Genomic DNA, 26031 nt, shown 5'->3' with positions numbered 1-26031 from the left:
GGCCGGCGAAGGCGCGCAAGGCAGGCCGGCCGTATCGCACGAATGACTTGCGGCCGGTCTGCCCGGTTGCTAACGCCCGAGCGGGTTGCCGGATGCCCGGCATCGAAACCTGTCTGGAGATGGGCGCGGCGGCGTCTGCGATCCTGCCGGGAGGAGTGGCCCTGTCGTCGAGGCGACGCTCTTATCGCCGGATCGGCTGGCGATGGACGGTGATTTCAGGATGCGGGAACTCTGGGTCGCCGGCTGGCATCATCGCTGAGAGAGCGGCTTTCCAAGCACGCTCTGCATGTCTGCACGAGACACGCGGCGCTGATCCAAAGGGTGTTTCCGGACGGACACAGAACGGCAGATTCGCCTGCGGGTCGCGACGTGGTGACGTGCGGGGTGTTGATTTCGTCATAAACAGGCGGTTCGTGTGAATCTGCGGGAAGCAGGGAAGGGGATAGGATTGTCGTCGAGGTTCGTTGTCTCTCTGTTTATCGCCGCTACGGCGCTTTCCACCGGCGAGGCCACGCGCGCCTGGGCCCAGGCCGTCGCCGGGCAGGACCAGCCGGCGAAGCGCCCGGTGACGGAAGCCTCGCGTCCGAAGACGGAGAGCATTACCGTCACCGGCAGCAATCCCGTGGAAAGCGCCGATGGCGTAACGGGCCGGGCACCGGGCGGCGGGATGATGAGCGAGCAGACCGAAGCCAAGGCGATCACCACCGTCGGCCGCGACTTCATCGCCAAGCTGGCGCCGATCACCTCGGCAGCACAGATGATCCAGTTCGCGCCGGGCACCAATATCGCCTCGTCCGACCCGTTCGGCCTGTCGGACCAGACATCGATCAATGTCCGCGGCATGAACCAGTCGGAACTCGGCTATCTGTATGACGGCGCGCCGATCGCCGACATCTCGGCCTACGACCCCTATACGTCGCAATGGGGTGATACCGAGAACTACCAGGAAGTGCAGCTCTCGCAGGGAACGTCGGATATCAACGCGCCGCTGGTCAGCGCCACCGGCGGCCAGATGAATGTCAGGACGGTCGATCCATCGCATACGTTCGGCGGGCTGGTCGATTATTCCTACGGATCGCACAAGACCAACCGTGGATTCATCCGTGTGAATACGGGCGATATCCTCAATACCGGCGTGCGCGGCTATATTTCGTATTCCAATGCCACCTTCGGCACCTGGCGCGGCCCCGGCCGGGGGCAGCGGCGGCATATCGATGCGAAATTCATAAAGGAATGGGGGCAGGGAAATTCGATTTTTTTCGTCGAGGCCTATAACGAGAACAACCAGCCGACCTATGCCCCTGTAACCGCGCAGCAATGGCGGCAATCAGGCAACAGTTTCAACTACACCGCGAACCCGTTCGAAACGAACGAGGCCGGCAGCTACTGGCCGACTGAACTGGGCGCCTGGCGCAGCCTGATCCTCGTCGCGCCGATGCATTTCACGCTGACGCGCGACCTGTCGCTGCACATCACGCCCTATCTGTACTGGGGCAGCGGCGGCAGTGGCATGGGGCAGTGGGACATGCCCGTCAACAACTACAATCCTTCCACGGGACAGAACGAAAATCTGGTCCTGCCCTATCCCGGACTGGCCTATGACGATGCTGGCACGCAATCCTTCCATGGTGACGGATATTACCTGATGCGGGAATATCACCCCGGCATCACCGGCCATCTGGACTACAAGGCAGGCCGGCATCAGACGATCAGCCTCGGGGCGTTCTACGATTATTATGACGATGCCGAAGTCACCAATATCAGCCAGTTGGGACCGAATGGTGACCCACCGAACATATGGGGCTCCTACGGGCTGAAATTTCCCAACGGGTATGAATATAACCTGTTCCTGAACTATCACATGATCACGCAATCCATCGGATTGTATGTCAGCGATTCCACATCCTGGCTGAACGACCGGCTGAAGCTGAATGCCGGGTTCAAATATGTCATGATGAATCGTGCAGGCACCAATAATTACGACAATGCCGTGCCCTATGCCGTTGGCACGAATTACGCCACGCCACTGCCGCGCCTCTCAGGCAGTTACCGGATCGACGATCACAACCAGGTCTTTTTCGACGTCGCCACGAACTTCCGCATGCCGACGACCAATTCCTATTTCTCGGGCGTGCCGGGGAACAGCATGGGCATCGGCGGATCGGTCAAGCCCGAATTCGCGATTTCCGAGGAACTCGGCTACCGCCATTTCGGCCTGTACAATCTGACGATCAATCTGTTCAACTACAATTTCACCAATCGCAACATCACCACCAATACGATCGTCAACGGCAGTTCCTTCGGCGGGGTCTCGATGAATGCCGGCGGCCAGACGGTGCGGGGGGCGGATATCGAGTTCGGCCTGCGCCCGTGGCATCATTTCAGTCCGTACGTATCGGGCGAATATCTCTATGCCCGCACCGACAACAACCTGCCGGCGACGGCGGACAACGGTGCGCTCGATTATCTGCCCTCTGCCGGCAAGCGGGCGCCGATGGCCCCCGAATGGACGACCAGCGCCGCCCTGAGCTACGATGACAGCCATCTTTTCGGCAATTTCATGTATCGCTGGATCGGTCGCCAATATTCCGATTTCATGGATCAGGAATCGCTGCCCGCCCATGGCCAGATCGACATGACGCTGGGCTATCGCCTGCCGGACATGTGGCACCTGAAGCACCCGCAGATCCAGCTCAACATGTACAATCTGGCAAGCTGGCATTACCGCTCGGGCATTCAGAGCCTGTCGAACAACACCAACCCGACCATGGGCGTGCGCGGCAACATGATCGACTTCTCCGGCGCCCCGGCCTATCTGATCGCCAGCACGTTTGCGATGATGGTAACGGCAACGACCGGCTTTTAAGAAAGCAGAGAACGCGCGCGGGGCTCAGAATCCTGCGATCGGATGCGGGATATAGGGTTCCTCCAGCGCCGCGATTTCGGCATGGTCCAGCGTCACGTCCAGGGCCGCGAGCGCGTCGTCCAGATGGCCAGGTTTCGAGGCTCCGACGATAGGGGCGGTAACACCGGGCTTCTGCAGCAGCCATGCCAGGGCCACCTGCGCCCGGGGCACGCCGCGCGTCTGCGCAATGTGACCGACCGCATCGATCACCGCGCGGTCGGCGGATTGCGTGTGGTCGTACAGGTTATGCAGCACATTGTCGGTTTCCTGCCGGATGGTGCGTTCGCGCCAGTCGCGGGCCAGCAGGCCGCGCGCCAGCGGGCTCCAGGGCAGGATGCCGATCCCCTGGTCGCGGCAGAAGGGCAGCATCTCGCGCTCTTCCTCGCGGTTCAGCAGGTTCAGATGGTCCTGCATGCTGACGAATTCGGTCCAGCCATGCAGGCGGGCGGTGTAGATCGCCTTGGCGAACTGCCAGGCGAACATCGACGATGCGCCGATATAGCGTGCCTTGCCGGCCTTTACGACGTCATGCAGCGCTTCCAGCGTTTCTTCGATCGGGGTGTGCGGGTCCCAGCGATGGATCTGGTACAGATCGACGTAATCGGTGCCCAGGCGGCGCAGGCTGTTATCGATCTCGGCCAGGATGGCGCGGCGCGAGAGGCCCGATCCGTTCGGCCCCGGACGGGTGCGGAAAAATACCTTGGTGGCCAGCACCACATCGTCTCGCCGCGAGAAATCGCGGATCGCGCGGCCCACGATTTCCTCGGACGAGCCGTCGGAATAGATGTTGGCGGTGTCGAGGAAATTGATCCCGGCTTCCAGCGCCTGGCGGATCAGGGGGCGGCTGTGCTCCTCGTCCAGGGTCCAGGAATGGTTGCCGCGATCGGGCTGGCCGTAGGTCATGCAGCCCAGGCAGAGGCGCGAGACCTGGAGGCCGGTGCGGCCCAGTCGGATATAGTCCATGGGATTATCTCTTTCTGTCAGGCGGCGGAAAGATCCTGTGCGGCATCCAGCAGGGTGCGGGTAAAAGTGTGGCGGGGAGCGGTCAGAATCTCTGCCGCCGGACCCGCCTCGACAATCCGGCCGGCCTGCATCACCAGAACATCGTCACACATCCGCCGGATGACGCCCAGATCGTGCGAGATGAACAGATAGGCCATATTCAGTTCGCGCTGCAATTCCTCCAGCAGGTCCAGCACCTGGGCCTGCACGGAAACGTCCAGCGCCGAAACCGGCTCGTCGCACACGATCAGCGCCGGGCGGACCGCGACCGCGCGCGCGATCGCTACCCGCTGGCGCTGGCCGCCTGAGAGACTGGCCGGCCGTCGCGCGGCGATCGACGCGGGCAGGCGCACGCGGTCCAGCAGGGTGGCGATGGCGTGGTCGTGATTGCCGGCAACCGATAGCGCGTCCGCCAGGATTTCTCGCACTGTCCAACGGGGGTCGAAGGACCCCAATGGGTCCTGGTAGATCATCGCGATTGCCCTGCGCCGGGGGCGACGATCCCCTTCCGGCACTCCCTGCCGCCCGCCCCGGACCCATCGCTCACCCATCAATGTTACCTCCCCTGTGTCGGGCTGCGTCAGGCCCATTACGATGCGCGCGGTGGTGGTCTTGCCCGAGCCCGATTCCCCGATCAGGCCCAGCGTACGGCCGGGATGGAGGCTGAATCCAACATCGGACAGGATGCGCCGCGCGACCCCGTCGGGACCGCGCCGGCTGAGCGACAGGTCGCGGGCGGTCAGCAGCGGAGCCGTCTCGGTGTCGCGCTGCGCGGTGGCGCGTGGCGGGTGGCGCACCGGATCGGCGTCGAGCAGAGTCCTTGTATAGGCATGGATGGGCCGGCCAAGGACCCGCGCGGTCTCGCCCTGTTCCACCACCGCGCCGTGGTGCAGGACGATCACATGATCGGCCAGGCGGGCGACGAAGCCGAGATCGTGGCTAATCAGCAGCAGGCCGGTGCCATTGTCGCGCAGCCGCCCCAGCAGGCGCAGGATCTGGGCTTGCACCGATGGGTCCAGCGCCGTCGTCGGCTCGTCCGCGATCAGCAGAGGGGGTGTCAGCGCGATGGCGCTGGCGATCAGGGCGCGCTGGCGCAGACCGCCGGAGAGTTCGTCGGGGCGCTGGCGGGCGCGGAGGGCCGGCTCGGGAATCCCGAGCTGTTCCAATAGGTTATGCACCCGCTCGTTGCGCGTGGTGCGCGTGCCCCATTCGTGGGCGGACAGGGATTCGGCGATTTCCCGCCCCACGGGGCGCAGCGGGTCCAGGGCCACCAGGGCATCCTGCAGGACCATGCCGATGTCGCGTCCACGCAGCGCGCGCCAGTCGCGCGGCGACAGGTTGCGGAGATCCCTCCCGCCCAGTGCGAGCCGGCGGGCGGAGACGCGGGCCCGTGGTCCGGCGAGGCCGATCAGGCTGCGGGCGGTGACGCTCTTGCCCGATCCGGATTCCCCGACGAGCGCCACCACCCGGCCCGGTTGCAGGGTGAAGGACAGGTCATGGACTGCCACGTGCTCGCCGGTCGGGGTAGGGAAGGAGACCGAGAGATTTTCGACTTCCAGAATCATGGTCCGCGTCCCTCGATTGCGCGTTGCAGGGCGCGGCCGGCGATCGTGGTGGCGAGCATGGTCAACACGATGGCGAGGCCGGGAAAGAAGGTCATCCACCATGCCTCGGCGATGAAATCGCGGCCCATCGACAGCATCGTGCCCCATTCCGCCGCCGGCGGTGGGGCGCCCAGACCGAGGAACGAGAGCGCGGCCGACCACACGACGGTCTGCCCCACGCCCATGGTGGCGGTGACAACCAGCGGGCGGAAGGCGTTGGGCAGGATGTGCCGGACGACGATGCGCGCCGGGCTGTGGCCCAGCGCCCGCGCGGCCTCGACATAGCCCGCGTCGCGCACCGACAGCACCTGGCCGAACACCATGCGCGTATAGCCGGCGGCGCTGCCGACCCCGATCGCGACGATCAGCGGACCGATGCCGCTGCCGAGCGTCGCGGTGCACAGCAGCGCCAGCACCAGTACGGGAAAGGCGAACAGGATGTCGATCAGCCAGCGCACGCCCTGTTCGGCGATGCGGCCGCCCAGACCGCCGATCAGCGCCAGGATGGTGGCGATGCTCAGCGATAGTGTGATGGCGCCGCAGCCCAGTGCCAGCGACTGCCGGGCGCCGTAGATCACCCTGGCCAGGATGTCGCGGCCGGACTGGTCTGTGCCGAACGGATGGGCCATCGACGGGGCGTGGAAGGCCTCACGCGGGGCGATGGCCAGCGGGTCGGTGTGGATGAGCAGGTGCGGGGCCAATGCGGCAATGGTCAGCACGGCCAGAAACAGGACCGCGGCCGCCGGGCCGAGATGGCCGGGACGTGGCAGGCGGCGCCGGGAGGGCAGGCGGCCCATGGAGGGGGCGAGGGACAGGCTGGTCATGGGCGCGTTCCCTTCAGTCTGGGATCGACGAGGACGATGAGCGTGTCGGCGGCGAGGCCGGCCAGGATGTAGGTGAGCGCGATGAACAGGACGATGCCGGAGACCAGCGGCATGTCGTGCGTGGCGACGGAGAGGAACAGTTCGCGCCCCAGCCCCTGCCGCGAGAAGATGATTTCGATGGCCACCGCGTTGCCGACCAGCGCGCCGACCGCCCAGGTCGAGAGGCTGATGCAGGGCAGGAGCGCGTGGCGCAGGGCATGGCGCAGCCGGACCGCGCCATCGCCCAGCCCGCGTGCGCGGGCGGTGAGGATGAAGGGTTGGTCCAGCGCCAGATCGAAGGATTCGCGCATGACCTGGGCGAGGAAGCCGGCCAGTGGAATGGCCAGCGACAGGGTGGGTAACACCAGCGACGCCAGACCGTGATTGCCGGCCGGAGGCAGCAGGCGCCATTCGAAGGCCAGGCCCCACAGCAGCAGGATGCCCAGCCAGAATTGCGGCAGCCCGGCGCCGATCGTCTCCAGTGTGGAGGCAATGGCCCCCGCCACGCCGCGCCGGGCGGTCGGCACGACCGAGAGCAGTGCCAGCAGCCATGCCACGCTCATGGAGGAGGCCATCAGTGCCAGTGTCGGCGGGGCCTGCGCGCGCAGTACCGCGATGACGGGCATGTGCTGCGAGAAGGACTGGCCGAGGTCGCCGCGTGCGATGCGGGCGATATAGAGGCCGTATTGCACCGCGAGCGGGCGATCGAGCCCGTATTCATGGCGGGCGGCGGCGATGGCCTCTGGCGTGGGGTTGGCCGAGGCGCCGCCGAGAATGGCGGTGACCGGGTCGCCCGGTGTGAGGTGCAGGGCGGCGAAGGTCAGGCTTGCCGCGGCCAGCAGCACCAGCAGGCCGCCCAGCAGGCGCCACGCGGCGCGGTGGAGAAGGTGGGTCATCGTGTCACCCATGCATCATAGAGGCTGGTCACGTTCAGCGAGGGTTCGAGCCGCACGTCATGCACCGCGTGCGACAGGGCGAGGCGGGTGCTTTGCGGATAGGTCGTGATCTGCAGGAAGTTCTGCGCCGCGATCGTCTGGGCTTGCAGATACAGCGCGCGCCGCCTGTCCGGGTCGGTGGTCAGCAGGGCGTCGTTTACGACCTGGTCGAAGGCGGGATCGCTGAAGCCGGCTTCGTTCTGGTGGTGGCCGCCGACGCCGGCGGCGCCGAGGAAGGCGGAGGAGAAGATGATGCGCAGTACGTCGGCGGTGTTGGTGTTCCAGTAGCCGATGCGGACGTCGTAGTCCCAGTGGCCCTCGCGTTCCAGGATCGTGGTGTCGTCGCCATTTTCCAGCCGCACGTCGAAGCCAGTGGCGCGTGCGGTGGCCTGGACCTGTTCCCACAGCGTGCGTTCGGCAGCCGAGAGCGAGGCCTTGAGCGGGACGTGGACCACCAGATTGCGCCCGTCGCGGGTGCGGATGCCGTCTTCGGTGCGGCCGGTCCAGCCGGCCTGGTCCAGCAGGGCGCGGGCCCGGTCGGGGTCGTAATCGGCGTGATGTTCGAAGGCCGGGCTGTAGAACGGGGTGGTCGGGCTGAGCGGGCCGCCGGCGCGGCGGTAGTGGTGGAAGAAGACGCTGGCCAGCGCGCCGTCGATGTCGGCGGAGCGGATGAAGGCCTCGCGCACCCGGATATCGTCGAAGGGCGCGCGCTTGATGTTCAGCGTGCCGTTGGTCGGATTGCCGGGGCGGTCGGCCATCAGCAGCCAGAGGTCGGAGTTGCGCTGGGCCGGGGTTTCGGCCTCGGGCGGCAGGGAGTCGATGACGTCGACTTCGCCGGCTTGCAGGGCCGCGAAGCGCACCGAGGCCTCGGGGATGATGCGCCATTCGATGCGGTCCAGACGCGCCGGACCGGTGTGAAGGGCCGTGGGCGGGGCCCAGCGATAGGCCGGATTGCGCTCCAGGACAATCTGGCTCTGGTGGTCCCAGCGTACGATGTGGAACGGGCCAGAACCTATTGGATTCTGGCAGTTTTCGTCGCGCGGGCGGGCCAGGGCGCGGGGGGATTCGATGCCGAGGAAGCCCTGCGCCAGCACTTCGAGGAAGGCGGCGTAAGGCGTCTTGAGATGCACGGCGGCGGTGTAGGTGTCGATGATGTCGGTGCCGGCATATTGCTTGATGTAGCCGCCGGCGGTGCTGGATTGGGTGTGGGGATCGACCATGTGGTCGAGGTTCGCGCGCACGGCTTCGGCGGTGAATGGCGTGCCGTCGGTGAAGGTGACGTCGTGGCGCAGGTGGAAGATGTAGGTCCGCCCGTCGTCCGAGACCGTCCAGTCGGTGGCCAGCCAGGGCAGGATGCGGCCTGAGCCGTCCATCGCCACCAGCGAATCGAGATATTGTTCCGCCAGGAAGACCTGCGGCATGTCGCCCTGCACGTGCGGATCGAGACAGATCGGTTCGCGGTCGGTCGCGTAGATCAGGGTGCCGCCCTGGACCGGTTGGTGCGCCGTGGCGCGCGAATCGTGGCGGCGGCACCCCGTCATGGCGAGCAGAAGTGCTGCGGCGCCCAGCCACAGCGCGTGGCTGATGCGGTCGGAGACGGGGCGGGGGAGAAGGGGCATCGACATGCTTCTGGGGATGAACCGCTAAAAATGATCGTGAATTTTTCCTGATGGTGACGATCTTTATCGTGTTATTTTTCAATCTCAAGATAAAATATATCATTTATCGTTGTATAATGTTCGGGCGCGGTCCCTCGAGGGGCAGGTGGCAGCATCCCGGCGCCGAGGGGCGTGTGGGGCGTTGCCGTGCTGGCGTCGATCGCGTGCGGCGGCGGCTCCGGGATTGGCCGGAAAAGTGATTTTGGAAAATTAAATTATATAATTCAGTATGTTGTTTTGGATTTTTCGTCCGTTCCGGTGGTTTGTTCGTGATATCTGTATTGACTCGGTGTGAATCGTTTATAATCCTCCGAAGCGCGTAAGTTAATTACGTTAAATTTTGTTATTTGCGGCGGAAGGTCCCGGAAGACGATGGACGCATTGACACAGGATGCGCCGGCCACAGCCCCCCTGACGGAGGAGGGTCTGCGGGGGGTGTTCGAGCGGATCGCCGCGGGTGCGGTGGCGCGCGAGCAGGGGCGAAACCTCCCCTATGAGGCGGTATCGTGGTTGCGTGAGGCGGGATTCGGGAGGTTGCGGGTGCCGCGCGAGGCCGGGGGCGCGGGCGTGGGGCTGGTGGAGAGCTTTCGCCTGCTGACCGAACTGGCGGCGGCGGATTCCAACCTGCCGCAGATCGTGCGGGCGCATTTTGCCTTCATCGAAGGACGGCGGCGGGACACCGACCGGGCGCGGTCGGCGGCCTGGTATGCCCGCATCGTGGATGGCGCGCTGTTTGGCGCGGCGATGGCCGAACTGACCGACAGCACCGGCACCAGCACCACGCTGACGCGGCAGGGCGACGGCTGGCGGCTGGACGGGACCAAATATTATTCGACCGGCACGCTCTATGCCGACTGGATCATCGTCGTGGCCGACGAGAACGGCGAGCGGGTGCATCTGGCGGTCCCGGCGACGGCGCCCGGCGTGACCCGGCAGGATGACTGGGACGGGTTCGGCCAGCGGCTGACCGGTAGCGGCACCACGCGCTTTGACAATGTGGCGGTTGCGGAAGAGCAGATCCTGGCGCGGTCGTCCTTCGACCATGTGCCGAGCAGCAGCTTTCTGACCGCCTATTACCAATTGTTCCATCTGGCGACGCTGGCGGGGATTACGCGGGCGGCCCTGCGCGACGCGGTGGCGTTCGTGCGGCCGCGCACCCGGACCTTCGGCGTGCCGGGCAAGGTCAGCCAGCGCCATGATCCGCTGGTGCAGCAGGTGGTGGGGCGGTTGTCGGCGCTGGCCTATTCGACGTCGGCGCTGGTCGAGGATGTGGCCCGTGCGCTGGAACGCGCCGCCGAGGCGTGGGATTCGGGCGTGCTGGCGCATCCGCTCTATGACGAGGCCGAGCGCATTGCCTTTCAGGCGCAGCAGATCGTGCTGGAGCAGGCGCTGGAAGCGACGACGCGGCTGTTCGAGGTCGGCGGGGCGTCGGCCACGGCCGTCTCGCTGGGGCTGGATCGGCATTGGCGCAATGCGCGTGTGCTGGCCTCGCACAATCCGGCGGTGCAGCGGGCGCGCGCGCTGGGGGATTTGGAACTGAATGGCACGGCGCTGGATGCGATCTGGCGGCCGGCCGCCACCACCACGCCGGGCACGGAGCAGTCGGCATGAGCACCCAGGAGAGCGCGCCGCGACAGTTGCACGTCAATCTGTTCGAGATGGCGTGCGTGGGCCATATCGTGCATGGCATGTGGCGGGCGCCCGGCAATAACCGCCATCGGTTTTCCGAACTGTCTTACTGGACGGAGGTGGCGCAGCTTGCCGAGCGCGGGCTGTTCGATGCCGTGTTCCTGGCCGATGTCGTGGGCACTTACGACCGCTTTGGTGATGGCACGGCGGCGGCGTTGCGGCAGGCGGTGCAGATCCCGAACCTCGACCCGCTGATGCTGGTGCCGGCGATGGCGGCGGTGACGAAACATATCGGTTTTGGCGTGACCTTTTCGACCACCTACGAGCCGCCCTTTGCCTTCGCACGGCGCATGGCGACGCTGGATGTGCTGACGAACGGGCGCGTGGGGTGGAACGTCGTGACCTCCTACCTGCAATCCGCCGCGCGGAATTTCGGGCTGGAGGACGAGATTCCGCATGACGAGCGCTATGTGATCGCCGACGAATATATCGACGTGCTCTACAAGCTCTGGGAAGGGAGCTGGGACGACGACGCGATTATTGCCGATCGGGCGGCCGGCATCTTTACCGATCCGTCGCGGGTAAGGGCGATCGAGCATCACGGCGCGCATTTCAAGGTCGCCGGGCCGCATCTGGTGCAGCCGTCGCGGCAGCGCACGCCGGTGCTGTTTCAGGCGACCGGATCGGCGGCGGGGCTGGAATATGCCGCCCGCCACGCGGAAGTGGTGTTTATCGGCGGGCAGACGACCGAGGATGTGCGCCGCAATATCGCCGCGACCCGTCGCCGGGCGCAGGCATTCGGCCGCCGGCCCGACGATATCCGCTTTATCGTCCAGGCGGGGATCATCACCGGGCCGACCGAGAAGGCGGCGCAGGAAAAGCTGAAGGCCTATAGGGAGTTTTACAGCCTAGAGGGCGCGCTGATCCATGCGCAGTCGGAAGTGGATCTGCGCCGCTACGACCCGAACGATACGATTGCCAGCGTGCTGAAGCGCGAGGGTGCGCGCTTTGGCAATATGGGGCGGCGGTTCCGGCCCGAGCAGACGGTGGGCAGCGCGCTGGAGCAGATCGGCCGCTTCGACGAAGGGCGCTATTTCATTGCCGGCGCGCCGGGGCGGGTGGCCGATGCGATCGAAGCCTGGCTGGATGTGGATGGCATCGATGGCATCAATCTGCGCCAGTACCATTCCTTCGAGACCGCGCGGGACTTTATCGACCTGATCGTGCCGGAATTGCAGGCGCGGGGGCGGTATCGCACCGCCTATGCGCCCGACGAAACCTTGCGCGAGCGGCTGTTCGGCGCCGGCAATGCCCGGCTGCCCGACCGGCATGCCGCCGCGCGCTATCGCGACCCGGCGGCGCTGGCCACGCCGACACCGCCGCTTTTTCCTGACCTGATCCAGAACAAGGCATCCTGACATGAGTGTCGCGATCCCCAAGAAAATCAATGTGCTGTGGTTTCTGCCGACCCATGGCGATTCCCGTTATCTGGGCACGCAGAAAGGCGGGCGGCCGGTCGATCTGCCCTATTTGCAGCAGGTGGCGCGAGCGGCGGATGCGCTGGGCTATTACGGCGTGCTGATCCCGACCGGGCGGAGTTGCGAGGATAGCTGGGTGGTGGCGTCGGCGCTGGCGCCGAGCACCGAGCGGCTGAAATTCCTGATCGCGGTGCGGCCGGGCCTGCAATCGCCCACGCTTTCCGCACGGATGACGGCGACGCTGGACCGGATTTCGCACGGGCGGCTGCTGATCAATATCGTGACCGGCGGCGACCCCAAGGAGAATGCCGGCGACGGATTTTTTGCCGACCACGCCGAGCGCTATGCGATTACCGACGAGTTCCTGGAGATCTATCGCGCCCTGCTGCGCGGTGAGACCGTGAATCATGAAGGCCCGCATTTCCGCATCGAGGACGGGCGGCTGCTGTTTCCGACCTTTCAGGAAAACGGACCGCCGCTTTATTTCGGCGGGTCTTCGCCGGCGGCAGTGGATGTGGCGGCGACGCATATCGACAAATATCTGACCTGGGGCGAGCCGCCGGCACAGGTGGCTGAGAAGATCGCCAATGTGCGCCGCAGGGCCGAGGCGCAGGGGCGGGAGGTGTCGTTCGGCATCCGCCTGCATGTGATCGTGCGCGAGACCAATGAGGCAGCGTGGGCCGAGGCGGACCGGCTGATCTCGTATCTGGACGATGCGACCATCGCCGAGGCGCAGAAGGTGTTTGCGCGGATGGATTCCGTGGGCCAGGCGCGCATGAGCGCGCTGCATGGCGGGCGGCGCGACAAGCTGGAGATCAGCCCCAACCTGTGGGCGGGTGTCGGGCTGGTGCGTGGCGGCGCGGGCACCGCGCTGGTGGGCGACCCGGCGACGGTGGCCGAGCGGATCGACGAATATCGCAGGCTGGGCATCGATAGTTTCATTTTCTCCGGCTATCCGCATCTGGAGGAAGCCTATCAGTTCGGCGAACTGGTGCTGCCGCTGCTGCCGACGGCGCACCCGGTGCGCGGTGCCGCCTCGATCAGCAATATGGGGCCGTTCGGCGAGACGATTGCCGGCGATCATCGGCCCGGCACGTCCGGCCATCGCGCCGCCTGATAAACGACCCGAAGGATCGGCTGAGATGAATGTTTCCGTAAAAGCTCCTTTGCCCGGCGCGCTTGAAGCCGAAGCCGGGCAGCGGTTCCGCGACGGCATGGCGCTGCTGGCCGGCGCCGTGACCATCGTGACCACCGATGGCGAGAATGGCCGGCATGGCTTTACCGCGACCGCCGTGTGCAGCGTGTCGGACGCGCCGCCGACCCTGCTGGTCTGCATCAATCGCACCACCAGCGCGCACCCGCATGTTCTCGACCATGGGGTGCTGGCGGTGAATGTGCTTGGCGGGGCGCAGCAGGGGCTATCCTCGGCCTTCGGCAGCCGGTCGAAGACGATGGAGGAGCGTTTCGCGGGCGCGCGCTGGCAGCGGGGCGTGACCGGGGCGCCGCTGCTGGACGGGGCGCTGGCGACCTTCGAATGCCGGGTCGAGCGCGTTGTGGAAGCCGGCACCCATACGGTGGTGTTCGCGCAGGTGCTGGACGTGCATCTGGCCGGGGAGCAGACGGACGGGCTGGTGTGGTTTGCGCGGCGCTATGCCGTTCTGCCGACATCCTGTTGACGGGAGGGCGGGCGCGGATCTGGCGCGCCTATAATTCACGATAAAAATCGCAAATATAAAAAGAAACAAAGTGGAAATGTGCTTTCTGTTGCACGGAAAATAACGACGACAAGAAATGTGCAAATTCGATCGTCTCCGCTTGTTCCATCAGATTCTGGAAATCGCGTGCCATGCCCCGTTCCTTTTCGCGTCGTCTTGCCCGGTCCCGTCGGGTGGGGTCGTTTTCGCTATCCGCCCGGCTGCTTCTCGGCCCCTCGGCGCTGGCCCTGATGCAGGCTGGGCCGTTGGCGGCTAGCGCCTGGGCCGATGATCCGGTTACGCGCCGCGCCGCCGAGCATGCGCCCCATGCGGCCGCTCCTGCGCCGAAGAAGGCTGCTGCGGCCGCAGCACCGCAGGTGAAGGGCGAGGATATCGTGGTGGCGACCCATCGGCTGTCGCCAGCCGATCTGGCGCGGGCGCAACTGGACAGCCTGCCGGGAGCGGCGACCGTGATCGACGCCAAGCAGGTGCTGCGCGGGCGCAACCTGACCAATGCGGATGCGCTGGCGTTTCAGCCCGGCGTGTTTGCGCAGTCGTCAGGTGGTGGCGACGGGTTGCGGCTGTCGATCCGTGGGTCGGGGATTCAGGTCGGCACCAATTATTTCCGCTCGGGCATCCTGATGATGTTCGACGGGTTGCCGGTGACGACGCCGGCCGGCACGCCCTATGAATTGTTCGAGCCGCTGGGGCTGCGCTACACCGAAGTGCTGCGGGGCGCGAATGCCTTCGATTATGGCGGGCTGCAACTGGGGGGCGGCATCAATTACGTGACCCAGACCGGCTATGACGCGCAGACCTATCAGGCGCGCGTCGAGGCCGGCAGCTTCGGCTACACCAAGGAACAGCTCAGTTCGGGCAAGGTGATCGGCAAGGCGGATTATTATATCAGCGTGACCAATTCCTATCGCGGCGGGTACCAGACCGAGACGCAGTCGAACAGTTTCGGGGTGAATGCGAATTTCGGCTATCGCTTCAACGACAGGGTTTCGACGCGCTTCTTCTTCCGCTACCGGCAGACGCGCAACGGGTATCCGGGTTTTCTGACCCGCGACCAGATCCTGACGGACCCGAAACAGGCGCAATCGCCCTATCGGGCCTGGCATTCGATACGGATTCAGCCCGGTACGAAGTTTTACGGGAATACGACCACGATCCGGATCGACGACCAGTCGAAACTGGATCTGGGGTTCGATTACCAGGATGCGCCGATCGACATCCAGAACACCAGCTTCAGCCAGATCTGGGGCTACAAGACGGTTGCCGCGACGCTGAACTATACGCGCCATGACGTGCTGGCCGGGCACAAGAGCGATACGCAGCTCGGCTTCATGGATACGTCGGACCTCGAAGCCTGGCAGACCAACCGGGTGCGGGTGGCGACCGGGCATCTGGCCGGGTTGCCGATGGGGCAGATTTTGCGCCATGTGACCTATGGCGGGACGGAAAACTACTTCCATCTTCGGAATAATACCGAAATATTCCATAATTTCTGGCTGACGACGGCGGCGGCGGTGGCATTTATCCAGAAATCGTCGGGCGTGCCGTATCCGTACACGGCGGCGGGAGCGAACTTCAAGCAGTCGTCGGTCAATTTCGTGCCGCGTGGCGGGTTTCGCTATGTCGTCAGCCCGCATGTGGAACTGTATGGCAATGTCAGCCGCAGCATCCAGCCGCCCAACGACTGGAACCTGAATTATGCGGGGCCTTATTTTACCGGCAATATTCCGCAATCGGGGATGAATTCCGGCGCGGGGAAGCTGCGCAACCAGACGGCGACGACATATGAAATCGGCACCACCGGGCAGGCATGGCGGAACAAATGGAGCCTGACCTATTATTATTCCAACGTGCGCAATGAATTGCTGTCGGTGATGACGCCGGCTTCGCAGGCCATCGGGGCCTCGATCTACGGCAATGCCTCGCCGACGACGCATCAGGGGGTCGAGGCTTCGCTGGAAACGACGCTATATGAATGGGCGGGCAACAGGCTTTCGCTGCGGCAGGCCTATACGTGGCAGGATTTCCGCTTCCGCCATGATTCGGTGTTCGGCAATAACCGGCTGCCGGGGATTCCGGAGCATTTCTATCAGGGCGAGATTCATCTGGACACCAAGGCGGGGTTCTATGCCGGCTTCAATGCCCAGGTCTCGTCGAAGGTCGGGGCCGCGTATGACGAGACCTATTTTGCGCCGTCCTATCACATCTACAACCTGAATGTCGGCTATGAGTGGCCGGGCAAGCATCGGCAGGTGTTTCTCAGCGTCAATAATCTGGCCAACACGCATTATGCCGCCATCGTCGTGCCGGGATATATCGCGGCAGGCAGGCAATTGTCGGTGATGCAGCCGGGCGATGGGCTGGGCGTGTTCGCCGGCGTGTCGCTGGGCTTCAACTGAGGGGCTGGGCAATGTCTGAAATCCGGCTGAATGCCTTTGACATGAATTGCGTGTCGCACCAGGCCAGCGGGCTGTGGCGGCATCCGCGTGACCGGTCGGGCACCTACAATACCATCCGTTACTGGACCGATCTGGCGCGGCTGCTGGAGCGCGGCCTGTTCGACGGACTGTTCCTGGCCGATGTGCTGGGGGTGTATGACGTGTATGGCGGCAATGCGGATGCCGCGCTGCGCAATGCGTCGCAGGTGCCGGTCAATGATCCGGCGATGCTGATTTCGGCCATGGCGGCGGTGACGGAGAATCTGGGATTTGGCCTGACCGCCACGCTGTCTTTCGAGCCGCCTTATCCGTTCGCGCGGCGGATGTCGACGCTGGACCATCTGACGCAGGGGCGGATCGGCTGGAATATCGTGACCGGCTATCTGGACAGCGCGGCGCGGGGCACCGGGCAGGCGCGGCAGGTGGCGCATGACACGCGCTACGATATTGCCGATGAATATCTGCATCTGGTCTATCGCCTGTGGGAGGAAAGCTGGCAGGACGATGCGGTGCTGCGCGATGCGGCGCGGGGGGTCTTTACCGACCCCGCGAAGGTGCGGCGGATCGTGCATGAGGGCGAGTATTTCAAGCTGGATGCGATCCATCTGTGCGAGCCGTCGTTGCAGCGCACGCCGGTTCTCTATCAGGCCGGGGCGTCTTCTCGTGGCCGGGCCTTTGCCGCGCGGCATGCGGAATGCGTGTTCGTGGCCGGGCCTTCGGCGGCGGTGGTGGCGGGCAGTGTCGCGGATCTGCGGGCCCGGGCGCGGCAGGAGGGGCGGCATGGGGGGGACCCGCTGGTCTTCTCGCTGCTGACGATCATTACCGGGCCGGATGACGAGGCCGCGCAGGCGAAATGGCAGGATTATCGGCGGTATGTGAGCCTGGAGGGGGCGCTGACGTTGCTGTCGGGGTGGACGGGGATCGATTTCTCGCAGTACGCGCCGGACGATCCGGTGCGGCATATCCGCAATGACGCGATCCATTCCGCTGTCGATGCGCTGACGGTGCAGGACCCCGGCAAGGTGTGGACGGTGCGCGAACTGGCGGAGCATGCGGCGATCGGCGGCATGGGAACGACCATTGTCGGCGGGCCGGAACGGATTGCCGATCTGCTGGAGGAGTGGGTGGTGCGGACCGGTGTCGACGGGTTCAATCTGGCTTATGCGGTGACGCCCGAGAGCTTTGCCGATGTGGTGGAATTTGTGGTGCCGGTGCTGCAACGGCGTGGCATCTACAAGCGGGATTATCGGCCCGGCACCTTGCGTGAGAAATTGTTCGGGCGCGGAGACCGGCTGGGTGTGGACCATCCGGCCAGCCGGGTGCGTCGTACGGAGACGGCATGACGGATTCAGTGCCCGGGATCGCCATTATCGGCGGCGGCTTCAGTGGGGCCGCGATTGCATGGCATCTGACGAACGGGAACGCGGCACTGCCGCCCGTGACGGTGTTCGAGCCGCGCGAGGCGCTGGGGCAGGGGGTGGCGTATGGGGCGCGCGATCCGCGCCACCGCATCAATGTGCCGGCCGCGCGCATGAGCCTGACAACGGCCGTGCTGGACGATTTCGACAGTTGGCTGCGGGCGGATGGGGCGCTGGAGGCCGATCCGGAGGCCGTGTTGCCCAATGGGGCGGCCTATCCCGCGCGATCGGTGTTCGGGCGGTATGTGGCGGCGCGGCTGGCACCGCGCCTGGCCAGCGGGCAGGTGGTGCATCGGCGGGTGCGCGTGACGGAGGTGACGCCCCGCTCGGAGGGCGGGTGGTGGATTGCGACCGATGACGGCGAGCGGGCGGCGGCCGGGATCGTGGTGATTGCGACCTCGCATCCGCCGCCGGCGCCGCCGGCGGCGTTGGCCGGGCTGGTTGGCGGCGGGGGGCGGCTGGTGGTCGATCCCTGGGCGGTCGGGGCGTTGCAGGGAATCGGGCCGGAGGATCGGGTGCTGATCGTGGGCACCGGGTTGAGTATGGCGGATGTGGTGGCGTCGCTGGATGCGGCCGGGCATCGGGGGGAGATCGTGGCCCTGTCGCGGCGGGGGCAGGTGTCGCAGGCGGATCTGAGCGATGTGACCGATGCGTGGGGGGATTTTTCCACCGATCCGGCCTCGACCGCGCGCGGGGTGTTGCTGCGCGTGCGGCGGGCGTTGCGCGAGGACCCGGAGCGGCCGTGGCAGACCGTCTTCAACGCCGTGCGTCGGCAGGCCGGGGCGATCTGGGCGGCGTTGCCGGTGGCGGAGCGGCGGCGGCTGGTGCGGCATGCCCGCCCGTTCTGGGATACGCGGCGCTTTCGGATCGCACCGCAGGTGGAGCGGGTGCTGCATCGGCGGATTGCCGAGGGAACGCTGCATGTGCTGGCCGGGCGGATCGACGAGGCTGCCCGGCGGGGGGAGGGGTTTGCCGTGACGCTGCGCCGGCGGGGTGGCGGGCGGGAGGTTCTGTCGTTCGACGCGGTGGTGACGACGACCGGGCCGGATCATGCCCGTATCCTGTCCTCCCAGCCCTTTCTGGCGGGGCTGGCCCGGCGGGGGCTGCTGCGGGCCGACCCGGTGGGGCTGGGGGTGGAGACCGACCGGGAGGGGCATGCGCTGTCGGCGGCGGGGGAAGCGGAGCCGAGCCTGTTTGTCGCGGGGCCGCTGTCGCGCGGGACGTTCGGCGAGCTGATGGGGTTGCCGGAAGTGACCGCGAACGCGGAGATGATTGCCGGGACCATTCTGCGGGCGGTGGGGCGGGTGCCAGCCTGAACGGCGAGGCGGGGCGGATGAAAAGACAGTGCGGGTGACGGCGAAAGTGTCAGGCGCTGTGTGTCACTGATAGCGCCTTTCGGGGTGGGGTTCTTTGACGGACGTGAATCCTTCGTGGGATTCGTCGAAATGGAGATGGCGTTCGGGGGCGGTGTTGCGGTCTGTCGTTGGCTGGAAGATGAAGCGGTTGTGGGGGAAATCGAACAGGGCGACGATGCCCGAGAAGAAATCTTCGCCGAGGGCACCGGTGGAAAGGTGGTTCTGCACCACCAGCGGGATGTCGGTCATGGTGTGGGAGCCTATTGCGACCCGGTCGAAACGATGCCGGGCACCGACCTGCGTCGTCGCATAGCAGGTGGCGATGCGGGTATCTTCGGCGAGGCTGGCTTTTGAGATGCCCGCGTCTCGGGCGTCGGTGTAGGGGATTATGCTGATGCCGAGATCCGGGTCCAGCTTGAACTGGCGGGTGATGGGGCCGATCTGGACCGCGATGTGGGTGGTGCTGTCCATCTTTACGCTGGTGAACGCGCCGGCGAAGATGCGGGCGGGAGAGTCGCCGCACTCCTTTTTCGTGCTCCAGTGGAAGATGGCCAGCTTGCCGTGCGGGATGTCGAGCAGCAGTTCCGCGCCGATGAAGAACTCGTACCCCAGCAGGCCCAGCAGGGGGCGCGTGCCGACCATCCGCGTTGCATCATGTTCCAGCAGGGATGCGGGAACCATGGAGAGCGACAGCGTGCCGATCCGGATATCGTCGATTTCGGTATGATGGGTGATGACCGGCTGGCCGTCCTGGGCGATGAGGGGCTGTGCGGGGCCGAGAGGAAACCAGATGTCGCCGTAGTTACGGATCAGCACCGGTCTTAATCCCGGACTGACGAACATCGCGGCGTCCTGGTCCTCGACATGGACCGGAATGAGCGGCGCATCGCCCTGTCCGCCGAGCAGCGGCACCACCGTTGCGCCCTCGATGCAGGCTGACGGCGGGAGCGTGGCCTGTGCGTGGGACGGGGTGGACAGGGCGAGCAGGGCGGAGAGGAAAAGGGCGCCGCCGATCGTCCGTCCGGTTGGGGCGCGGTTTTCAGCGGACTTTCGACGGCAGGAGGAGGGCATGGCGTGTCCCGGCGCGTGTGCGTTGTCCGAGCAGAGGGGGTGCCGCCAGCATTGCCGTAATAGGTGCGAGCGAGCAGCCCCCGCGTGATCATCTCTGCCATGTAACGAAGGCGGGCGTCGAGGGGGCGGAGGCCGTGCCCTTCGATCTGGTGGCGGTGACGGCCGGACAGATCATGCGCTGTCGGCAACAGGCGGGGCGGAGGCGATCCTGTTCGCTGCGTGGCTGGCGCCGCCCTGTGCTCTATCGGCTCAGTGTTGTTCCTGAGAGGCAAGGCGTGCCGCGCACCAGGCGGAGATCAGGACGAAGACTATGGAAATCGTGGTCAGGCTTTTCAGGTCGCCATAATAGAGGATCTGACCCCCCGCCCAAGGGGCGACGGCGAGCCCCAGTCCGGCAATGAAGTTGATTTCGGCGACGACTTCGCCCGACCGGTCCTGCCGCCCGACGATGGCGAACAGGACCGGCACGACGAATGTCCATGAAAACTTGAACAGCAACGTGCCCACGACGAACGAAGGCGCCCAGGGCCATAACAGCATCAGCAGGCTCGCCGTCAGTAGTCCGTAGCCTGCGAGTGCCAGGCTGCGATCGGAATAAGCGTCCTTGCCAAGCCAGGTGGCTGCCGACGACCCCAGGATGCCGAACCCGGCGGCCAGGCCCAGCATATATCCGCTGTGCTGTGCGTTGAATCCTGCCGCCAGCGCGAGTTGTCCGGAAAAGGTCCAGATTGCGCTCAGTCCGACATAGAATAGCAGCACGGCGAGACGGCGGATGGTGACGTGCCAGCCCGATGCCGGAGCGGAACGGCTGGAGCCCCCGGATTCGTGGAGCGTTCGGCCGGGCGGCAGGCGGGAGGCCCCGAACAGGAGGAGCGTGAGAAGGCAGGGCAGCAGCAGGAAATAGGCTGCGATGCCCGTATGCAGGAAGAGGGTGGGGAGAAAGATCAATCCGAGCGTGCCGGCGACGCACTGGCCCATGATGTAGACACCGTAGGCCTGCCGGCCGCGCGGATGAATGTTGGCGTAGCTCATCGCCACGATGCCCATCAGCGCGTTGCCCGTGGCGGTCAGCAATCTCGCCGCCAGCAGGATATCGGGGTGGTGCAGGCAGGCCAGGGCGAACAGGTTGCCGGCAATGGCGGTGAGAATGGCCGCGCGCAGGAGAAGGGGCCAGCCGAACCGGGGCAGGGCCATGCGCCCGAATAGCCCCGCAAGGCAGTAGCCCGCGAATTCCAGCGAAAAGAAGAGCCCCGTCCGCCGGGCGTCGTAGCCCAGTTCGGCCATGAGCTGGGTTGCGAGAACCGGGGCGCACAGCAGGCTGGCATTGGCCACGCCCGCGCACGCCGCGATCATGAAGAGGCCGGTGGCCGGGCTTTTCCCCTTCGCCGATGTCATCAGAAATCGGCCGTGACGTCGAAGCCTACATTGGCGGGAGCGGCGACCACGTCATGCACGTAGCTGCCCGCGGGCTGGGCGAAGAAGGTGTTGAATTTCGAAAGAATGATGTAGCGATTGAGGACATTGTTGCCATAGAGCGACGCCGACCAGCGCTTTCCGCGATACATGACCTTGAGATCGAGCTGATTCCACGACGGGATATTCAGAATGGGATCGGCCGACGTGGCGTGGGTGCCGACATAGGTGCTGTCGACCCACCGGAAATTGGCCTGGAAAATCAGCGACCGCTCCCTGCCCAGCGGCAGGGTATAGGCGCCCCGGATATCGGCGGTCCAGTCCGGCGTGCTGGGCAGCGCGCTTCCGGTCCGGACGACAGGGGTAAGGCCGACGCCCGGATGGATCACGTAATTCAGGAATTTCGACGGTGTGTAGGCGGCATTGGCATTGATTTCGAAGCGGGGGGTGACGTGCCAGTTCAGGTTCGCCTCGAAACCGGTGATCCGGCTTGCCCCCGCGTTGGTAATGGCATTGGAGGTGATGCCGTTGCGGACAACGGTGGACTGGACCTGCTGGTCATGGATCTCGGTGTCGAAACCGGCGAGGTCGATGTGAATGGCCTTCGTGAGCTGCGACTTGATGCCCATTTCGAAGGTCTGCGTCTTTTCGGGAAGGACGGGGCTGACGTCGGAGGGCACGACCGGGGCCTTCTGGTAGCTGCCGGATTTGTAGCCCTGTGCGTAGCGGAAATAGATGGAACTGCTTGACGCCAGGTCATAGCGAACCGTTGCCGAGGGCAGGGCCTTGTGCCAGGCCCGCTGGCTGTTGACGCCCGCGTCGAAGGACGACCACGAGCCCAGGCTGGAAATCGGCGCGCTGAGGACGTTGTTGGCGGGGATCACGTACCGCTCCAGTCCGTTGGCCGCGACATCTTCCCACACATAGCGCAGGCCGGCATCGATATGCAGGCGCGGGGTGATGGCGTAGCCGACCTCGCCGTAGCCGGCGTACCCTGTCCGCCGCAGCGAGACGATCTGCGAATTCCAGATTCCGCTATAGAGGGAGTTCGTCAGGTGGTCTGGTGAATCCAGATCGGACAGGACGTAGAAGCGGTTGGTGTATTCGCGGTCCTTGTAAGCCGAAAAGCCGACATTCCAGGTAAATTTTCCGGAATCGACCGAACTGAGCCGGAGTTCCTGCATCTTGGACTGCTGCTCGGAATAGAGAGCCTGGAGATTGTTCTGCAAGGCGGAATTGCCGACGAAATCCACCGGAACGTTCGAATAGGCTTCCCGCCAGGACGTGATCGACGAGATCTTCATGAAGGGCAGGGTATAGGCGGCAACAAAGGCGGCGCCGTAATTCTCGCTGTCGGCCTGATAGGCCAGGTCGCCGTTGAGCGTGTAGCATTTGCAGCCATCGAGCGGGCCCGAGCCGGCCTGGTTGCCGTTGTCACGATGATAATCGCCGATCAGTCGCAGATCCAGGTTTTCGAGCGGCGTGTAGCGCAGCATGCCCCGGAAGCCGCCCTTCTGTTCCACGCCGGTATAGCGATTGAGGCTGACATGCGAGCCGTATTCACGGACGAGGTCCTGGCCAGGGAAATAGGGATCGACCAGCGGGAGCTTGGATGTGCCGTTATTCTTTATGTAGCCGTCCGAATGACTGTAATCCGCGATCAGGGAGCCGTACAGGTTGCGGGCGATCCGCCCGCTGACATAGGCTTGGACCTTCCCGGTATTGAAGCTGTCATAGCCGACCTCCATCCGATGCACGGCCTGATCCGTGGGGGCAGCCGTCGTGATACTGACCACGCCGGCCTCGGCATTGCGGGCGAACATCGTGTTCTGCGGCCCCTTGAAGACCTCGACGCGCAGGGGGTCCATGAAGCCGACATCGAAATTCAGCGCCGGCAGGTAGACGCCATCGACATAGGTGCCGGTCGCGGCTTCGAGCTGGGCGTTCGTGCCGACACCGCGGATGACCAGTTGCTGGGATTCCGGCGTGGGCGACAGGCTGCTGGTCGTCATGTACAGGCCCGGCGTCATGCCGAGCAGGTCGGTCGTCTGCGTGACGTTGAGCTGCTTCAGTTCCGCCCCCGAATAGCTCGACACGGATTGCGGGACATGGACCAGTTGCCGTTGCCGGCTCTGCCCCATGACGTTGATATCCTCTGCCAGCGCGGGACCTGGAACGGCCGCCTTCGGCTTCGCCGTCGTGGCGGCCGTCTTCTGGCGTGGTACGGCTTTGTGCGCCGACGGGGGATCCTCGGCCCAGGCAGTCTCGGCCGAAAGGCCCAGGGTGACGATCGCCAGCCCAAGGAAACAGGAACTCCGTTTCCATTTCTCTTTCAAAACAATCTGGGCCATTGCATCACTTCCTTATTCTTGCCGAAGGCTTCCGTTGCGGTTACCGGAGGGTTGTTTCAGAAAATCGTCGCGTAGCGCCGGCACGACTCGTCGTCGGTCCAGTCTTGTATTTTATCGATCTCGCATTGTTTCGCGGACCGGATGCCTTCGACGAGTGCGCTGTCCAGCCAGCCTCGTACGACGGAATCGGCCATGAAGGCGTCCAGTGCCTCCCGCAGCGAGCCCGGCAGGCGACGGATGCCCATTTGCCGGCGTGTGGCCTCGTCCATGCTGTCCGGGTCCCCATGGCACAGGCCGGGCGTCGGCAAGCCGTGGCGCAGGCCCTCGATCCCTGCGCGGACCAGGGCGCCGAGCGCCCAGTACGGGCTGGCCGTGCCGTCCGGCGGCCGGAACTCGATATTGAAGAGCCTGGCCGTCGTGGCGGGGTCGGTGGCGGCGACGGGGCAGATCCTCAGCGCTGCTTCGCGGTTGTGCAGGCCGAAGCTGGCATAGGCGGAACTCCAGTGATGGGCCTGAAGCCGCATGTAGGATATCGCCGTGGGAGCGCAGAAGACCATGAGCGCGGGCATGTGCCTCATGATTCCGGCGACGAATGCGCCGCAGCGTTCTGAAACGCCCGCCGGGTGCTGCGGATCGAACGTCACGAACCGGCCATCCCTGTCTTTCAGGGAGAAATGGATGTGCATGCCGTTGCCAACACCCTGCGGTGTCATCTTGGGGGTGAAGGTGGCCTTCAGCCCCGACAGGCGTGCCGCCTCCCGCGTGACTTCCCGGAACAGGACGGCCTTGTCGGCTGCCTGCAAGGCATCCCTGGGGGCGCAGGGAACCTCGTACTGATCCTGTCCGTATTCAGGCAGGATGATTTCGGGATCGACGCCCACATCGGCCAGGGCGTCCACGAGAAGCCTCATGAAATCGTCGGCGCGGCGCATGGCCTGGAGAGAGAAGGCCGGTGCGTGAGCCCATGTCGCGCCGGTGACCTGGAATTCCGATTCGAAGGCGCAGAACAGGGAGAGGCCGAATTCGGTTTCCAGGTTCTTCAGGGCCGCGCGGAGAAACGATCGGCCGCAGCCGTACCACGGTTGGTGATCGAGTGTCGTGATGTCGCACAGCATGCCCGAGAACGCGCCGTCTCCCAGGCGGGTCGTCCGGTAGGCCGTGTCGGGATCGGGGCGCAGCCGGAGGTCTCCGACGCATCCCCATGGATTGTTCGCGGCGATCTCGTCGAAGGGTGTCAGCCCCAGATTGGCCGGCACCCAGCCGCATCCTTTCAGGACGGCCCGTTCACGAAGGGGAAGGGGGAAGAAGCGCCCGCGTGTGATGCCGACCAGATCGTTGGTCAGAAGGGCGAACAGTCCGGTGCGGTCCACGGACTGCCAGGGGACTTGCGGGGTTTCAGACATCGGCTTCGATCTCCTCGATCCGGGTGAGGATGTCCGATGTACTGGTCACGACGCAGTACCCGCCAAATGCGCGCAATGCGGCATCATGACGATCCTGACTGTATGTGGCGCAGGCATCTTCGGCGAGGAAGACCCGATAGCCGCGATCGGCCGCGTCGCGGACCGCCATGTCGACGCACTGGTCGGTCAACTGCCCCGCGATGACGAGGTGGTCGGTGCCGAGATTGCGCAGGATGTAGTCGATATTCGTGGAATTGAAGACGCCTGATGAGGTCTTTGGAAGAACGATTTCGTCCTGGCGGGGGGCCAGTTCCGGGATGATGTCGCCGGCGGGGTCGTCCGGCGCGATGTGGATCGGCGTCAGCTTGTGGTCGAGAGACCGGTCGCGGCCATCGGAACGCAGGCTGCGGATGATCGTATGCAGGACGTCCAGCCCGGCGTCGCGCGCACCTTGCAGCAGGCGCTGCTGGTTCGGGACGGCCAGTGTCGCGTTGCGCGCGGTGAAATACGCAGCATCGTCCTTGTCGCAGGGATGCATCCAGACAGTCTGCATGTCGACCAGGAGCAGTGCCGCGCGTCCCGCACGCATCCGTGAATCACGAGGAAGCATCAGGTTCTTTTCCATAGAGAACGGAAAACGGCCACAGGCTGCGGCCGGCTGTCCATATCATGGACGATGACGCAGGGATCGGTGCGATGTCAATATGTTTTCGTTATGGACATTAAATTGGAAAATGTGTGATATCTTACATTCAGTGGCGCGGCATGATGCCGGACCGATGCCGGTTCGGGTCGC

General features: G+C 65.0%; 18 protein-coding genes. 8 read left to right on the top strand and 10 right to left on the bottom strand.

Annotated features, from left to right (window positions below):
• Positions 1-448: 448 nt before the first annotated feature.
• Positions 449-2866, top strand: a complete 2418-nt coding sequence (locus ACMAUO_RS05020) for a TonB-dependent receptor (protein WP_420355871.1) — start codon at positions 449-451, stop codon at positions 2864-2866.
• 24 nt (positions 2867-2890) lie between these two features.
• Here the strand turns inward: ACMAUO_RS05020 and ACMAUO_RS05015 are convergent, their stop codons facing one another.
• The 5 genes from ACMAUO_RS05015 to ACMAUO_RS04995 are packed head-to-tail and all read right to left on the bottom strand — an operon-like array spanning position 2891 to position 8928.
• Positions 2891-3868, bottom strand: coding sequence for an aldo/keto reductase (locus ACMAUO_RS05015; protein WP_420355870.1), 978 nt, complete (start codon positions 3866-3868; stop codon positions 2891-2893).
• Between the two features lie 17 nt (positions 3869-3885).
• Complete coding sequence (locus ACMAUO_RS05010; RefSeq protein ID WP_420355869.1) at positions 3886-5472, bottom strand: dipeptide ABC transporter ATP-binding protein; 1587 nt, start codon at positions 5470-5472, stop codon at positions 3886-3888.
• Positions 5469-6335, bottom strand: a complete 867-nt coding sequence (locus ACMAUO_RS05005) for an ABC transporter permease (RefSeq protein ID WP_420355868.1) — start codon at positions 6333-6335, stop codon at positions 5469-5471. Before ACMAUO_RS05005 ends, ACMAUO_RS05010 begins: the two co-directional genes overlap by 4 nt.
• Positions 6332-7270 carry an ABC transporter permease gene (locus ACMAUO_RS05000; protein ID WP_420355867.1) on the bottom strand — a complete coding sequence of 313 codons (939 nt, stop codon included), beginning with the start codon at positions 7268-7270 and terminating at the stop codon, positions 6332-6334. The genes ACMAUO_RS05005 and ACMAUO_RS05000 overlap by 4 nt, the downstream gene beginning before the upstream one ends.
• Positions 7267-8928, bottom strand: a complete 1662-nt coding sequence (locus ACMAUO_RS04995) for an ABC transporter substrate-binding protein (protein WP_420355866.1) — start codon at positions 8926-8928, stop codon at positions 7267-7269. Before ACMAUO_RS04995 ends, ACMAUO_RS05000 begins: the two co-directional genes overlap by 4 nt.
• A gap of 411 nt (positions 8929-9339) precedes the next feature.
• Between ACMAUO_RS04995 and ACMAUO_RS04990 the strand changes: the two genes are divergently transcribed.
• From ACMAUO_RS04990 to ACMAUO_RS04960, 7 genes are all read left to right on the top strand, one after another.
• On the top strand, positions 9340-10578 hold the full coding sequence (locus ACMAUO_RS04990) for an acyl-CoA dehydrogenase family protein (protein WP_420355865.1): 1239 nt from the start codon (positions 9340-9342) through the stop codon (positions 10576-10578).
• The gene (locus ACMAUO_RS04985; protein ID WP_420355864.1) at positions 10575-12014 is read left to right on the top strand and encodes an LLM class flavin-dependent oxidoreductase; all 1440 of its coding nucleotides are present in this window, start codon (positions 10575-10577) and stop codon (positions 12012-12014) included. Before ACMAUO_RS04990 ends, ACMAUO_RS04985 begins: the two co-directional genes overlap by 4 nt.
• 1 nt (position 12015) lies before the next feature.
• On the top strand, positions 12016-13191 hold the full coding sequence (ssuD, locus tag ACMAUO_RS04980) for an FMNH2-dependent alkanesulfonate monooxygenase (protein WP_420355863.1): 1176 nt from the start codon (positions 12016-12018) through the stop codon (positions 13189-13191).
• A 25-nt stretch (positions 13192-13216) separates the two neighbouring features.
• Positions 13217-13750 carry a flavin reductase gene (locus ACMAUO_RS04975; RefSeq protein WP_420355862.1) on the top strand — a complete coding sequence of 178 codons (534 nt, stop codon included), beginning with the start codon at positions 13217-13219 and terminating at the stop codon, positions 13748-13750.
• Positions 13751-14019: 269 nt separating this feature from the next.
• Positions 14020-16185 carry a TonB-dependent receptor family protein gene (locus tag ACMAUO_RS04970; RefSeq protein ID WP_420357204.1) on the top strand — a complete coding sequence of 722 codons (2166 nt, stop codon included), beginning with the start codon at positions 14020-14022 and terminating at the stop codon, positions 16183-16185.
• A gap of 11 nt (positions 16186-16196) precedes the next feature.
• Positions 16197-17567: an LLM class flavin-dependent oxidoreductase gene (locus ACMAUO_RS04965; protein WP_420355861.1), complete on the top strand. Its 1371-nt coding sequence runs from the start codon at positions 16197-16199 to the stop codon at positions 17565-17567.
• Positions 17564-18958: an FAD/NAD(P)-binding protein gene (locus ACMAUO_RS04960; protein ID WP_420355860.1), complete on the top strand. Its 1395-nt coding sequence runs from the start codon at positions 17564-17566 to the stop codon at positions 18956-18958. Before ACMAUO_RS04965 ends, ACMAUO_RS04960 begins: the two co-directional genes overlap by 4 nt.
• A gap of 63 nt (positions 18959-19021) precedes the next feature.
• On the opposite strand, the gene ACMAUO_RS04955 is transcribed toward ACMAUO_RS04960, so the two are convergent.
• The 5 genes from ACMAUO_RS04955 to ACMAUO_RS04935 all read right to left on the bottom strand — a co-directional run bounded on the left by ACMAUO_RS04955 (position 19022) and on the right by ACMAUO_RS04935 (position 25845).
• Positions 19022-20068: an aspartyl protease family protein gene (locus ACMAUO_RS04955; protein ID WP_420355859.1), complete on the bottom strand. Its 1047-nt coding sequence runs from the start codon at positions 20066-20068 to the stop codon at positions 19022-19024.
• Between the two features lie 249 nt (positions 20069-20317).
• Complete coding sequence (locus tag ACMAUO_RS04950; protein WP_420355858.1) at positions 20318-21463, bottom strand: MFS transporter; 1146 nt, start codon at positions 21461-21463, stop codon at positions 20318-20320.
• Complete coding sequence (locus ACMAUO_RS04945; RefSeq protein ID WP_420355857.1) at positions 21463-23832, bottom strand: TonB-dependent receptor; 2370 nt, start codon at positions 23830-23832, stop codon at positions 21463-21465. The genes ACMAUO_RS04950 and ACMAUO_RS04945 overlap by 1 nt, the downstream gene beginning before the upstream one ends.
• A 56-nt stretch (positions 23833-23888) precedes the next feature.
• Complete coding sequence (locus ACMAUO_RS04940) at positions 23889-25235, bottom strand: glutamine synthetase family protein (protein ID WP_420355856.1); 1347 nt, start codon at positions 25233-25235, stop codon at positions 23889-23891.
• Positions 25228-25845 carry a cysteine hydrolase family protein gene (locus tag ACMAUO_RS04935; RefSeq protein ID WP_420355855.1) on the bottom strand — a complete coding sequence of 206 codons (618 nt, stop codon included), beginning with the start codon at positions 25843-25845 and terminating at the stop codon, positions 25228-25230. Before ACMAUO_RS04935 ends, ACMAUO_RS04940 begins: the two co-directional genes overlap by 8 nt.
• Positions 25846-26031: the final 186 nt, after the last annotated feature.

It is taken from the genome of Gluconacetobacter brunescens (assembly GCF_048695475.1).
Lineage (GTDB): Bacteria > Pseudomonadota > Alphaproteobacteria > Acetobacterales > Acetobacteraceae > Gluconacetobacter.
This window is presented reverse-complemented; position numbering and strand designations above follow the sequence as displayed.